12 protein-coding genes and 1 pseudogene are annotated in these 13673 nt (G+C 67.5%); 5 read left to right on the top strand and 8 right to left on the bottom strand.

The genetic code is table 11. From position 1 onward, the window contains the following. Positions 1-9: 9 nt before the first annotated feature. The 3 genes from AB0F51_RS38935 to AB0F51_RS38925 form a co-directional block, all read right to left on the bottom strand. A complete protein-coding gene (locus AB0F51_RS38935; RefSeq protein WP_360288767.1) occupies positions 10-687 on the bottom strand; it encodes an alpha/beta hydrolase in 678 nt (225 codons plus the stop codon). Positions 688-824: 137 nt separating this feature from the next. Then, positions 825-1646, bottom strand: a complete 822-nt coding sequence (locus AB0F51_RS38930) for a hypothetical protein (RefSeq protein WP_360288765.1) — start codon at positions 1644-1646, stop codon at positions 825-827. 83 nt (positions 1647-1729) lie between these two features. Further along, positions 1730-2221, bottom strand: a complete 492-nt coding sequence (locus AB0F51_RS38925) for a helix-turn-helix domain-containing protein (protein WP_360288853.1) — start codon at positions 2219-2221, stop codon at positions 1730-1732. Between the two features lie 212 nt (positions 2222-2433). Between AB0F51_RS38925 and AB0F51_RS38920 the strand changes: the two genes are divergently transcribed. From AB0F51_RS38920 to AB0F51_RS38910, 3 genes are all read left to right on the top strand, one after another. Next, positions 2434-4044, top strand: a complete 1611-nt coding sequence (locus tag AB0F51_RS38920) for an N-acetylmuramoyl-L-alanine amidase (protein WP_360288763.1) — start codon at positions 2434-2436, stop codon at positions 4042-4044. Continuing rightward, positions 4041-5267, top strand: a complete 1227-nt coding sequence (locus AB0F51_RS38915; protein ID WP_360288761.1) for a SpoIID/LytB domain-containing protein — start codon at positions 4041-4043, stop codon at positions 5265-5267. The genes AB0F51_RS38920 and AB0F51_RS38915 overlap by 4 nt, the downstream gene beginning before the upstream one ends. Positions 5268-5352: 85 nt before the next feature. After that, positions 5353-6537 carry a glycoside hydrolase family 76 protein gene (locus AB0F51_RS38910; RefSeq protein ID WP_360288759.1) on the top strand — a complete coding sequence of 395 codons (1185 nt, stop codon included), beginning with the start codon at positions 5353-5355 and terminating at the stop codon, positions 6535-6537. Between the two features lie 34 nt (positions 6538-6571). Here the strand turns inward: AB0F51_RS38910 and AB0F51_RS38905 are convergent, their stop codons facing one another. From AB0F51_RS38905 to AB0F51_RS38890, 4 genes are all read right to left on the bottom strand, one after another. Then, positions 6572-7810 (bottom strand): hypothetical protein, encoded by a 1239-nt coding sequence (locus AB0F51_RS38905; RefSeq protein ID WP_360288757.1) that lies wholly within the window; start codon positions 7808-7810, stop codon positions 6572-6574. Positions 7811-7922: 112 nt separating this feature from the next. After that, the gene (locus AB0F51_RS38900) at positions 7923-8792 is read right to left on the bottom strand and encodes a peptidylprolyl isomerase (protein ID WP_360288755.1); all 870 of its coding nucleotides are present in this window, start codon (positions 8790-8792) and stop codon (positions 7923-7925) included. A gap of 98 nt (positions 8793-8890) precedes the next feature. Next, a complete protein-coding gene (locus tag AB0F51_RS38895; protein ID WP_360288753.1) occupies positions 8891-10660 on the bottom strand; it encodes a biotin carboxylase N-terminal domain-containing protein in 1770 nt (589 codons plus the stop codon). Positions 10661-10726: 66 nt separating this feature from the next. Beyond that, positions 10727-11176 carry an Lrp/AsnC family transcriptional regulator gene (locus AB0F51_RS38890; protein ID WP_360288751.1) on the bottom strand — a complete coding sequence of 150 codons (450 nt, stop codon included), beginning with the start codon at positions 11174-11176 and terminating at the stop codon, positions 10727-10729. Between the two features lie 54 nt (positions 11177-11230). Here AB0F51_RS38890 and AB0F51_RS38885 point away from each other — a divergent pair, with 54 nt between their 5' ends. Beyond that, the gene (locus AB0F51_RS38885) at positions 11231-12166 is read left to right on the top strand and encodes an SMP-30/gluconolactonase/LRE family protein (protein WP_360288749.1); all 936 of its coding nucleotides are present in this window, start codon (positions 11231-11233) and stop codon (positions 12164-12166) included. 28 nt (positions 12167-12194) lie between these two features. Continuing rightward, entirely contained in the window at positions 12195-13115 is a 921-nt protein-coding gene (locus AB0F51_RS38880) for an SMP-30/gluconolactonase/LRE family protein (protein WP_360288747.1), read from the top strand. A gap of 180 nt (positions 13116-13295) precedes the next feature. Here the strand turns inward: AB0F51_RS38880 and AB0F51_RS38875 are convergent. Beyond that, positions 13296-13673, bottom strand: a pseudogene (locus tag AB0F51_RS38875) (hypothetical protein); the annotation flags it as partial.

The raw sequence follows: 13673 nt of genomic DNA, 5'->3' as shown, positions 1-13673 counted from the left end.
AGGCTCGACCTAGCGGCTCAGCCAATTGCCGACCGCCGTGAGGAACGCGCTCGGCTGGGTCCGCTGGATGGCGTGTCCGGCACCCTCGATCGTCACGAGGCACGCGCCCGGGATCCGCGCGGCCGCCTCAGCCAGCTTGCCCTGCGGTACGGGGCTGGTCGTACCACCGCCAAGGATCAACGTCGGCACAGCGATCGCCGGCAGCTCCTCCCACCACGCGGGATCCGGCTTGGCGAGCTGGCCGATGATCGCGACGTACGCCTCCCAGTCGAAGTCGAGCTCACCTCTGGGCCGCTCCGGCACCTTCCACTCGCCCTCCCCATCCGGCGGCGGGCTGTCGACGAGAATGAGGCCGGTGAGCCGATCGGCGTACTTCTCGGCGAAGATCGCCGCGACCGTCCCGCCCATCGAGTGCCCGCACAGCAGGAACGGGCCGAGCCTCAGCTGGTCCACGAACTCCAGCAGGTCATCGCGCATCGCCTCGAACGAGTACGCCGAAGTCCAGGCGCTCTGCCCGTGCCCTCGTTGGTCGATCGCATAGACGCGCCGTCCCGTGCTCAACGCCGGGGCCACCTGCTCCCAGGCAGCGGAGTTCGCACCCAATCCGTGCAACAGCACCATGGGCGGGTCGCCTTCGGCGCCGTACGCGACGACGTGGAACTCACCGGCGGCCAACTGGACCTTCACCACATCACCCTCACTGTGGAATCCGAACGGGGTTGGGTTCAGCAAAGCGACCTGCGGGGTCAAGCGGAGGCGATCTGGTCGTGGAAAGCAAGAACCGCCGGAAGCGTGAAGCTTCCGGCGGTTCGCAACAACACAGTTTAGAAGTCGCCGCCGAAGTCGCCGCCGCCGAAGTCCCAGCCGCCGCCGTCTCCGCCGAAGTCGCCGTCGCCGCTGAAGTCGCCCTCGCCGCCGTCACCGCCGAAGTCGCCACCTTCGAAGCCGCCGCCGGCCATGTCGCCGTAGCCGCCGCCGGCGAACATGCCGCCGAGCATGGTGCCGATGAACATGCCGGTCATCACGCCGCCGAGGGCGCCGAACATGCCCTGGGCGTAGGGGGAGTAGGCCGGGCCGGCTTCCCAGTACGGGACGCGCTGCGGGCCGACCATGACCTTGCGGACGTCAGGCTCGGCGCCGGCCCGGACGCGCTCGGCGTCGGCGGCGCAGGCCGGGACCTCACGCGGCGCGCCGCCGGGCGGTGCCCAGGTCACGTCGACGACCGACGGACCGTGCTGCGGGTTGAAGAAGCAGGACGGGCGGCGCTGCGGCAGCGGCTCGCCGTTCACCCGGGCGCGGACACAGGCCATCGCGTACCGGCCGTCCTCGAGGATCTCGATCACGTGCCGGATCTGCTCGGCCTCGGTGACCTCGCCGACCGCCTTCTTGGCCGCCTCGTAGGAGTCCAGCGCGCGCTGGTAGTCCTGCCGGGCCCCGTCGCCGAGGTCCTTGCCGACCATGTCCAGGTCGAGGTCCTGCAGCTCCTCGCCGAACTTGGTGATGTCCTCGTCGGCGGTCCGCTTCACCGACTCCAGCTCGGCCGAGCTGATCTCGTTCTTCTTCTTGGTCTCGAGTTGCGTACGCCGGTACGAGCGGTAAGCCAGGACGGCGATCGCGATGACCGCGATCAGCAGGATGAACTTCATGTCGGGCCTTCCTCGACGAGTGTTGCGTCGAGCCTACCGGGCGGTCGGAACCGACCGAAATCTCCTGAGAATTCGCTGAAGAATCACGGTGTTCGGGGCGGCCGGTAGCGCCTGCGAAGGGCCTCCGGGGCGGCCGGCCCGGCGGTGAACACGTACTCCGGCCCGTCGATCCGCCGGCCGGTCGCCCGGTCCACCACGACCGGCTCGACCTCCTCGCCGGTCCGCGCATCGACCAGGATCATCGTCCGGTCCTCAGCCGCCAGTCGCTCGTTGCCCCACGCGGCCAGCGTGATGATCACCGGCCGCAACGACCGCCCGAGCTCGGTCAGCACGTACTCATATCGCGGTGGTTTCTCGTGGTACTGCGTACGTTCCAGCAACCCGTCGTCGACCAGTGCCCGTAGTCGCGTGGTCAGCATGCTGGACGAGATCCGTAGGTTGCGCTGGAACTCGTCGAACCGGGTGTACCCGTCGAAAGCGTCGTGCAGGATCAGCAGCGTCCACCACTCGCCGACCTGCCGCACAGTCGCGGGCAGCGGACCGGGCAGCTCGTCAGACCGGAACCGGCCAGCCATACCAGCCACACCGCCCACCAGAGGTCGCTTCGATTTCAGCAGCCATCCTAGCGACCCAGGACTGCGCCACCCAGGACTGCGCCACCCAGAGCTGCGCCACCCAGAGCTGCGCCACCCGGGAATGCGCCACGCAGGGTGATGAAATACCGGGCCGTCGATCACGCGGTGCGCATAATCGATTACTGCTGTTCCATCTAGCAGAAGGCTGTCCGATGAGCAAGACCTTCTCACCCCGACTGGCGCTGACCGCGGTGACAGGCCTCGCCCTGCTCGTACCGCTCGCGCCCACCCCCGCGCACCCGCTCCATCAGCAGACGACCGCCGGCCCCATCCCCGCCGAACCTGCCCTTGCCGACGCCGACTACACAGAACTCCCGTTGCAGCAGGCCGGCCGCTACTCGGCCGCCCAAGCCCAGCAGACCAAGCCCTTCGGCATGGTCGGCGTCACCTGGCAGTACCGCGAGAGCTCCGCCCAGGTGCAGGTCAAGGTCCGCGTCCAGCGCAACGGCCAGTGGTCAGCCTGGGAGCCCCTCCGCGTCGAAGACGACCACGGCCCCGCCACCTCGGAACGCACAAGACGCTCAGGCACCGAGCCACTCTGGATCGGCGACGCGAACGGCGTCCAGGCTGCCCTGACCACGCTCGACGGTACGACGGTCTCCGACGCCAAGGTCGTCCTGATCAACCCCGGAACGCTGGCAACCGACGCCGAGCCCCCTACCGTCCAGGATCCGGCCGGCGTCGAGGGCAGCCGAGCGCCGTACCCGATGCCGGCCATGGTGAGCCGGCGTGGCTGGGGCGCTGACGAACGGCTTCGGGCCCACAACGGCAAGACCTGCGCGCGACCGAAGTACACCGGCACTGTGCACGCTGCCTTCGTCCACCACACCGCGGACCGCAACAACTACACCCGCACGCAGGTGCCGGGGATGGTCCGCAGCATGTACGCGTACCACGTGAAGAGCCGCGGCTGGTGCGATCTCGGCTACAACTTCCTCGTCGACCGTTTCGGCCGCGCCTTCGAGGGTCGGTACGGCGGGGCGCAGTTCCCGGTACTCGGTGCGCACACCGGCTCGTTCAACGCGAACTCGTTCGGCGTCTCGCTGATCGGCAACTTCGAGAAGGTCGCGCCGACCGCGCCGATGCTGGAGACGACGGCCCGGATCATCGCCTGGAAACTGGACGCCTACTACCGGTCGCCGTTGGCAACGGTCGTGCTGGCCGGCAAGAAGCTCGGCACGATCTCCGGTCATCGCGACACGAAGGCGACCGCATGCCCGGGCAAGAACCTGTACGCGAAGATTCCTTGGCTCAGGCAACGGGTCAACGTCTTGATGGGCAAGAGCGTGTGGACCGAGATCTACCGGTTCGCCCAGCAGCTCGGCGGATTCCGGGTGACGGGGCAACCGTTCTGGGGTGAGCACCGGACGAAGACCGGCCGCGCCACCTACTTCGCCGTACGGGACATCTACTGGTCGCCTGCCAGTGGAGCGCATTCGGTGACCGGGTTGTTCCGGACCCGCTTCCGGCAGCTTGGTCCCGACGGAATGCTCGGGCTGCCGACCAGCGAGTACCGCAACGGCAGGGTCGCCGGCAGCAAGGTCCAGTCGTTCCAGAAGGGCGGCCTGTACTGGTCGAAGGCCACCAAGATGCGCCCGGTCGCCGGATTGATCTACCGCAAGTACGTCTCGCTCGGTGCGGAGCGCGCGCGGATCGGCCTGCCGATCAGCGACATGTACCAGGTGAAAGGTGGCCTGCGGCAACAATTCCAGCGCGGCATCCTGACCTACAACAACCGCCAGCAGAAGGTGTACGTCTCGTGAGGCCCCTGGTCTCTGCCCTGGTGATCGGTTCGACGTTGCTCAGTGCAACAGCACAGGGCAACGCCGCGACCCCGCCGGAGCCCGAGCCGGAGACGGTGCAGACCCTCACCGGTCGCGGCTTCGGTCACGGCCGGGGCATGTCGCAGTACGGGGCGCAGGGGGCTGCGATCGCCGGCCGGTCGGCCAAGGCGATCCTCGACTTCTACTACCCCGGTACGACGGTGGGCACGGCGACCGGCTCCATGCGGGTGCGGATCACGGCGGACACCACCGACGGCGTTCGCGTTGCCGCCAGCAACAAACTCCGGGTGCGGGATCTTGCCACCGGCAAGGTCTACACGTTGCCGGTGGCATCGACCAGGGACCAGTGGTCGATCAACCCACGGGGCGAACACGGCGCCACGGTCAGCTCGTACAACGCCAAGACGAAGACCTGGACGCTCTGGAAGACCTTCACCAGAATGGCTCAGTTCGAAGGGCCGACGGTCATCGCCCTCGTCCTGCCGAGCGGGGCCGTCGTGCGTTATCGCGGCGCGTTGCGATCCGCGGACGTGGCTGGAGCTCACTTCGACACCATCAATGTGCTCTCGCTGGAGCTCTACCTTCGGGGCGTCGTTCCCCGCGAGGCGGTGACGAGTTGGCGGCCCGCCGCGCTGCAGGTCCAGTCGGTTGCCGCTCGCACCTATTCGGTCTACCACCGGAACCGGGCGACCAAGCGGGCTTACGATCTCTGCGACACGACGTCGTGCCAGGTGTACGGCGGCTACAACGCCGAGGTCGCGTCGACCAATGCGGCGATCGTGGCGACGGCCGGCCAGATCAGGCTCTACCAGGGCAAGCCGATCATGGCCGAGTTCTCCTCGTCGAACGGTGGCGCCACAGCTGACGGCGACGCGCCGTACCAGGTGACGAAGGCTGATCCGTGGGACGCGTTTCCGGGCAACAAGAACCCGAACGTCGCCTGGAGGGTGACCCGGACCAGCTCGCAACTCCAGGCCGCGTTCGGTGTCGGCTCGCTGCGGAGCCTGCGCGTCGTACGTCGTACTGGCGTCGGTCCGTCCGGTGGTCGGGTGCTCAGCGTCGAGGCGGTCGGGTCGAAGGGGCGGGTCGTGCTGACCGGGGACCAGGTCCGGTCGCGGCTGCGCCTGCGCTCCGCCTGGTTCGCCTTCGCCGGGGTGCGGCCAACCACACTTGATATATCAACACAAACCCAATCGCGATGATGCCGAGGCATTGACGGCGAAACCTCCGGCCAGCTAGAACGTGACATCGATGTCAACCGCTGCCGCCCCAGGAGGAGCAAGGTCGATGCGCAGAAAATTTGGTATACCAACTCAGAGGATCGCGGGCGGGCTGCTCGCGGTCGGGATGCTGGCCGCGCTGCACGTCCCGAGTGCGAACGCGCAAACCGAGGCCGGCCAAGGCACTGGCCCCGGAACCGCGGCGGCCCGCGCCCAGGCGTCGTACCAGGCCCTGAACAAGTACTTCGAGACCGGCCAGCAAGGGCTGTTGCTGGAGGAGTACCCGAACCACCAGCAGAACCCGTACTCCTACGTCTGGCCGTACTCGCAGGCCGCGATCGCCGCGGAGAACCTGGCCGGCATCCCCGGGGCCGGGCGCCAGGCGGCCAACGAAGCCGAGCGCCGGCTGGACGCGTACGAGCTCTACTGGAACGCGACCACCACGCCGAAGGGGTACGACTCGTACCTGCGGCCGCCGCTCGGTCAAGGTGGTGACAAGTTCTACGACGACAACGAGTGGATCGGCCTGCAGCTGATCCAGCACTACCAGCGGACTGGTGACCGCTCGTCGCTCGCGCGGGCGAAGGAGATCTTCGCGCTCGTCGTGCACGGCTGGGACAACGACCCGACGCACCCGTGCGCGGGCGGCGTCTTCTGGACCCAGGCGCCGTGGAGCCAGGACCGCAACACGGTCTCGAACGGTCCGGGTGCCGAACTCGGCGCGCACTTGTTCCTGCTGACGCGCGACAAGTCGTACCTGACCTGGGCGAAGAAGATGTACGACTGGACGCAGAAGTGCATGCTCGCCCCGAACGGCCTGTACTGGGACCACATCGACCTCAAGGGCACGATCGAGAAGACCCAGTGGAGCTACAACCAGGGCGTGATGCTCGGCGCCGGAGCCCTGCTGTACAAGGCGACACGCGACAAGAAGTACCTCACTGATGCCAAGGCACTGGCGAAGGCGTCCCTGGCCTTCTACGGCACCGACGACAGGCTCTGGAAGCAGCCGACGAGGTTCAACTCGATCTACTTCAAGAACCTGCTGATCCTCGACTCGATCGAGCACGACCGCAGCTACAAGGCAGTCATGCAGGCGTACTCCGACCGAGCCTGGAAAGAGGCCCGCGATCCCGCCACGGGCCTCTTCCACTTCGTCGACGGCCCGGTCCAGTTGCTGGAACAGTCCGGCATGGTCCAAATCGACGCCCTACTGGCCTGGCCCCGCAGCAGGTACGACGAACTCGCTTAGCTGACTGGCTGAACCTGCCTTCGACCGGGCAGGTTCAGCTAGCCCTGCTGTAGTACTTGAGGCTTGTGGCCGTGTAGGGCGAGTAGTTGTAGACGTGGCGCATGAGGCCCAACTGGCCCCACTTGGAATAGAACTCGGTCGTGTTGATGGTGATGGCGGAGTGGTCACCGTTGGGGTAGAAGACCTTGCGGCCGGCCTGGCCGAGGTTGGAGTTCAGGCGGTAGCTGCCATCGGTCCAGTACTTGGCGGGATTGTCGATCCAGATGTTGTTCGAGGTGCTGGTGCTGTGCCAGGCGTACGAGTGGCAGTTGTACTTGCGGGTCGAGCTTCGGTGCCGGGTGGCCTTCGGGTAGTTGCTCGCCACCCACCTGTCGTTGGTGGCGATCTGAGCCGCGCTCAGCTCGGTCGTCACCTTGGTGGCAGTGACCGACGAGCCCTTCGGGGTTTTGACGGTGGTACTGGTGTCGGTCGTGCCGAAGACTGTGTCCGAGCTGCCGGTGGCTCGCTGGAGGGGTTCGGCGGACCGGGCGTCGCCGGTGGCCAGGAAGGAGCGGGTGGCCGCGTCGGACTCCAGCCCCTGGGCGACTGAAGGCGACTTGGCCGCGACGGCTCTGCCGATGACCAGGCTGGTGCTGGCCTGGCCGACGAAGCCGTAGACGTCTGCCCGGGCGACCTTCGCTCGGAGCTTCTCCTGGCTCTCCTCGACGAGTTGGGTGAGCTGGTCTGGGTTGAGTGTGCGCCGGAAGGCGTCCTGGGCGAGTAGTGCTTCGATCCGGCGAAGTGACGAGTCGAGCTGGCCCTGCTGCAGGAGTGTGGCCTTGGGTGCGACGGCTGGGCTCATCGATTCGTAGCGCTTGAGCAGTTCGGCGCCGGCGTCGGGGCGGGCGGCCAGGGCTGCGAAGCCGTTGAAGCGGGACGACATCTTGTCGAAGCCCTGCTGGGGAGTGTTGAAGGCCTGCATGTCGTCGAACAACGGATAGCGCAGCACCGTGTCGACCAGTGCGGCGGTCGGCATCGCGGCCAAGGTCGCGGCCGGGATCTGCGTCACCCGCAGCATGTCGTCGTGGGTGGACAAGCTCGCCCAGGCGGCGGTGCCGGGAACCACGGGATAGCTGTAGGCGGCGGTCGGGGCGTCGGTGGCGGGTGCCGCCATGACCGGTGGGGTCAGGGCGATCGAAGCTCCTGCCACCGAAAGCGCCACCGCGCTCAGGACGAAGCGTCGGGTGATCTTCCGCGCGCCGTCCTGAACGCCGTCGATGTTCTGTTTTCTCACGCTGATTCCTCACGTCTCGGGCGGATTTCGTAGAACCCGAGACGCTAGGCACGCGTGCTTTCTAAGAGCTTTCCAGTCACTTGCAGCGCGCTTCGCTGCGGCTGGAGCCTGGTCAGTTCTTGGCGGCCGCGGTTGCGGTTTTGATTTCTACCGGGGTGGCGGGCTTGCCGTCGGTGGGTCCGCCCTCTGGGATCACGCCCGCGTTCGCGACCTTGTCGATCAGCTCGAGGCTGGGCTTGTCGACCGTGCCGAACGCGGTGTACGCCGGGCTGAGGCCGGACGCGTCGCCGTACACGATGAAGAACTGGCTGCCGTTGGTGTTGGGGCCTGAGTTTGCCATCGCGAGGATGCCGCGGCCGTACTTCAGTTCGGGGTACACCTCGTCCTTGAAGCTGTAGCCGGGGCCGCCGCTGCCGGAGCCACTCGGGTCACCGCACTGCAGCACCTGCAGGCCTTGGCCGACGGTGAGCCGGTGGCACTTGGTGTTGTCGAAGTACTTCTGGCTGACCAGGTTGAGGAAGCTCTTCACCGTGCACGGCGCCAAGGCGCTGTCCAGGGTCAGGTTGAGGTCGCCGACCGAGGTGTTGAGGGTGACGGGCGAAGTGCCACTGGCCTTGACCTTGCCGTTGGCCGGTGGGTCGACCTTCTTGCTGGCGGGCTCGGCCGACTTGGTGTAGCTGCAGTCCACCTCCGCCGCGAGCGGCGTCGGCCGCTTCGGCGGTGCCGCCAGCGCGGTCGGAATCGACTGCGGTTTGTTCTCCGCCCCGCTCGGCGCCGACGGCGTGTCGGATGCCGCCGGAGTGTCGTTGCCGGTGTTCTTGGCGACGACCACGAAGACACCCGCGATCACCACGACCACCGCCACGATCGACGTGATGGTGACCGCCAGCATCCGGCGCTGCCGAGCGCGTTCGGCCTGCCGCTCGGCCATTCGCTGTGCCTTGCGCTGAGCCAGCTGCTGTTCGTGAGTCTTCCTGGACATGCAGAGTTCTCCTCACACCTCGCGGCAATCCTGGAGGGAAGCTACCGCCAAACCCTGAGAAACGCCTGTGGATTGCCGTGTCGGATCTGGAAACCCTGCTAGTCCTTGATTTCGCAGATGGCTGCGCCGGCCGCGACGGTGGCGCCTACCTCGGCGGACAGGCCGGTCACCGTTCCGGCCTTGTGGGCGTTCAGGGGTTGTTCCATCTTCATCGCTTCCAGGACGACGATCAGGTCGCCCTCGGCGACCGTTGCGCCTTCCTCGACGGCGATTTTCACGATGGTGCCCTGCATCGGCGAGGTGAGCGAGTCGCCCGATGCCGCCGCGCCCTTGCCGCTGCTGCCCGCGCGCCGTGACGGCTTCTTCTTCGCCGTACCGGCGGCTGCCGCGGAGGCGCCCAGCCCAGCCGGGAGGACGACCTCGAGCCGCTTGCCGCCGACCTCGACCGTGACCGTCTCCCGCTCGTCCGCCTCCGCCACGTCGACCGGCCCGGCGTACGGCGGGATCTGGTTGTCGAACTCGGTCTCGATCCACCGGGTGTGCACCTTGAAACCGTCGGCGCCGATGAACGCCGGGTCACTCACCACCGCGGCGTGGAACGGGATCGCGCTCGGCATCCCCTCGACCACGAACTCCTTCAGCGCACGGCGTGACCGCTCGAGCGCCTGGGTCCGGTCGCGGCCGGTCACGATCAGCTTCGCCACCAGCGAGTCGAACGACCCCGGGACCGTCTCGCCCTGGTCGTAGCCGCCGTCGAGCCGGATGCCCGGACCGGACGGCGCGTGCCACTTGGTCAGCGTGCCCGGCGCGGGCAGGAAGCCGCGGCCCGGGTCCTCGGCGTTGATCCGGAACTCGATCGAGTGGCCACTCACGACGGGATCGTCGTACCCGAGCTCTTCGCCATCGGCGATCCGGAACATCTCCCGGACCAGGTCGATCCCGGTGACCTCTTCGCTGACCGGGTGCTCGACCTGCAGCCGGGTGTTCACCTCGAGGAAGGAGATCAGGCCGTCCTGGCCGATCAGGAACTCACACGTCCCGGCCCCGACGTACCCGGCCTCGCGCAGGATCGCCTTGGACGACTTGTAGAGCGTTTCGAGCTGCTCGGGCGAGATGAACGGCGCGGGCGCCTCCTCGACCAGCTTCTGGTACCGGCGCTGCAGCGAGCAGTCCCGGGTGGAGATCACCACGACGTTGCCGTGGGCATCGGCCAGGCACTGGGTCTCGACGTGCCGCGGCTTGTCCAGGTAGCGCTCGACGAAGCACTCGCCGCGACCGAAGGCGCTGATCGCCTCACGCGTCGCGGACTCGAACAGCTCCGGAACCTCGGCCATCGTGCGGGCGACCTTCATGCCGCGACCGCCGCCGCCGTACGCCGCCTTGATCGCGATCGGCAGCCCGTACTCCGTTGCGAAAGCCACCACCTCGTCAGCGTCGGCCACCGGGTTCGGCGTACCGGGAACCTGCGGGGCGCCGACCTTCTCGGCGATGTGCCGCGCCTTCACCTTGTCGCCCAGGGAGTCGATGGCGCTCGGCGGCGGGCCGATCCAGATCAGGCCGGCGTCGATCACGGCCTGCGCAAACTCGGCGTTCTCGGCCAGGAAGCCGTAGCCCGGGTGCACCGCGTCCGCGCCGGAGCGGGCCGCGACGTCGAGGATCTTGGCGATGTTCAGGTAGGAGTCGGCCGGTGTCGCGCCATCCAGCGAGTACGCCTCGTCGGCGAGCCGGACGAACAGGGCGTCGCGGTCGGGCTCGGCGTACACGGCGACGCTGCCCAGTCCCGCGTCGGCGGCGGCACGGACGACCCGGACGGCGATCTCGCCCCGGTTCGCGACCAGAACCTTGGTGATGCGCTTGCTGTCAGACACAGCTGAACTCCCTTCGGCCCGCCCGAGTCTAGAGTCAATGGGACCTCAGAGGTGACAGGTTCTATGTCACATCACCGCGGGCGGGCGCTCGAAGCAGGACTCCAGCACGACGACTGTCTGAGTGCTGGTCACGCCGTCCACCTGATGGAGCGCCCGCAGAGTCCGCTGGAGGGCTTCCGTGGTCTCGGTGCGCACTTTCACCAGGACCGACGCGGGCCCCGCGATGATGTGCGCCTCCTCGACCGCGGCGATGTCCTCCAGCGCCTGCCGAGTCGCCGCGTCGCCCATCCAGGCGTCCGTGTCGAGCAGGACATAAGCCAGTACTCCGTTGCCGAGCGCCGCCGGATCCACCTCAATCGTCGTCCGCCGGATCACTCCCGCGGCCCTCAACTTGCGAACCCGCTCGTGAGCCGCTCCCGCGGACAACCCGACCGCCTGACCCAGCGCGGCGTACGACTGCGTCGCATCCTGCTGCAACTGGGCGAGCAACTCGCGATCTGTCTGGTCGATCGTCATATGTGCTGAACCTCATCTGGCTCGAAGAAGAAATAGCAAGATAGCATTCTGAGTATGACGATCACGCTGACTGACACACCACCGCCCCGATCCCGGGCCGAACTGGTTACTCTCGACGAGCGCTTCGCCCTGGTCGCGCGCGGCGACGAGTACGTGGAGCGCCTGTACGACGGCGGCCGCTGGCTCGAGGGGCCCGTCTACGTCCCGGCCTGGCGCAGTCTGGTGTTCAGTGACATCCCGAACGACCGGATGCTCCGCTGGGACGAGTTGTCCGGCACGGTCTCGGTCTTCCGCCAGCCGGCCGGCTACACCAACGGGAACACCCTGGATGCCCAGGGCCGTTTGATCAGCTGCGAACAGGGCAACCGCCGGGTCACACGGACGGAGGCGGACGGCTCGATCACGGTGCTCGCGTCGCACCTGGACGGCCGCAGGCTGAACAGCCCGAACGACGTGGTGGTCCGCCGGGACGGCTCGATCTGGTTCACCGACCCGCCGTACGGGATCACCTCGAACTACGAGGGGCACGCCGCCGAACAGGAGCTGGACGGCTGCAACGTCTACCGGCTCTCGCCTGATAACGCGGAACTCACCGTCGTGGCCGATGACTTCGTCCGGCCGAACGGCCTGGCCTTCTCGCTCGACGAGTCCCAGCTGTACGTGGTGGACACGCCCGCGAAGCACATCCGGCGGTTCGAGGTGAAGGGCGACCGGCTGGTCGGGGGCGAGGTCTTCGCGCCTTGCCAGGCAGGAATGTTCGACGGCATCCGGCTGGACGCGACCGGCCGGGTGTGGGCGGCGACTCACGAAGGCGTGCACTGTTTCGACCCGGACGGCACGCTGATCGGCAAGCTGCTGTTCCCTGATGTGGTCTCGAACCTGTGCTTCGGCGGGCCGAAACGCAATCGGCTGTTCGTCACGGCGACCACCTCGGTCTACTCCTGGCTGCTCACGACGGACGGAGCCCCACCGCCGTACGATCGCGGATGACAACGTACGCCCTATCCGAGGAGCTGGCATGCCCCTGCTCGAGCCGTTGGCCGGAACTGTCCCTGCTGAGTGGGTGAGGCTGGATGACCGCTTCGCCGGGATCCGGGGAGACTCCCGGATGGAGCGGCTGTGGACCGGCGGGCGCTGGCTGGAAGGGCCGGTGTACTCGCCGGCCGGGCGCTACCTGGTGTGGAGCGACATTCCGAGTGACCGGATCCTGCGCTGGGACGAGACGTCGTACCAGGTGTCGGTGTTCCGCGAGCCGGCCGGGAACACCAACGGGCACACGCTGGACGAGCAGGGCCGCCTGGTCAGCTGTGAGCACGGCAACCGGCGGGTGACGCGGACCGAGCACGACGGTTCGGTGCGAGTGCTTGCCGACGGCCACAATGGCGGCCGGCTGAACAGTCCCAACGACGTGGTGGTCAGTCCGGACGGTGCGGTCTGGTTCACCGACCCGGCGTACGGGATCGACAGTGACTACGAAGGTCATCGCGGGGAGATCGAGGTCGGTGGTTGCCACGTCTACCGGATCGCGCCGGACGGCACGCTGAGCGTCGTCGCCGACGACTTCAGCCGGCCGAACGGGCTGGCCTTCTCCACCGACGGCAGCCTGCTCTACGTGACCGACACGGAGGAGGCGACCATCCGCGTCTTCACCGTCGACGGCGACAAGCTGACCGGTGGCGAGCTGTTCGCCGAGTGCGGCAACGGCGCCTTCGACGGCATCCGCCTCGACAGCGAGGGCCGGATCTGGGGAGCGGCCGCCGACGGTGTGCACGTCTACCACCCCGACGGAACCCTGCTCAGCAAACTCCTGGTCCCCGAAACCGTCTCCAACCTCTGCTTCGGCGGCCCCAAACGCAACCGCCTCTTCCTCACCGCCACCACCTCCGTCTACTCCCTGCTCACCACAGTGAACGGCGCACCCCAGCCCTACGACTCCTAAGCTATCGCTACGGAGCGTAGGCGAGTTGTCTCGGGAGATGCCTTGTCCCGCGATCAGGGCGGGATTCCTTGCCCACAAGCGATCTGGGGAGGGGCCCCTCTCTTGACAGGACCTCGCAGGGGGCGGAGAGTCGAACTGACTTCCGAGCAAGACTACGCCAAGTAGTCGGTCGAGGTCGAGTCAGATCAGACGGGGGGAACCGTCATGCACCATCCAGTTCTGCCTGCCGACGCTGGGCGGCAACACCAGCCCTGCCTTCGGTGGAGCCGCGGCGCTCACCGTGCAGCAGATGCTGGCCTTCGCGGCGAGCCAGTCCATCGTCGGGGGCAGCGGTTGGTACGGACAGGTCGAGGCGATGCAGGTGCTGGCCAAGGACGCCTTCGACGCTGTCAACACAATCAGGTGGCGTTCAGCGCTCCGTGACAGGCTGAACGACCACGGGTCAGGAAGCGGTGGCGGGCCACCTGGTATCACGAAAGCCGAGAACGGAACGCTGATCGCCGTGTAGACGAGGATCATTCCGACCCTGGTGTCATAAAGCCCCGAGCTCGCGTAGCC

The organism is Kribbella sp. NPDC023855 (assembly GCF_040639475.1).
Taxonomy (GTDB): Bacteria; Actinomycetota; Actinomycetes; order Propionibacteriales; family Kribbellaceae; genus Kribbella.
The sequence above is the reverse complement of the archived record's forward strand: the minus strand, read 5'-3'. Positions and strand labels throughout refer to the sequence as shown.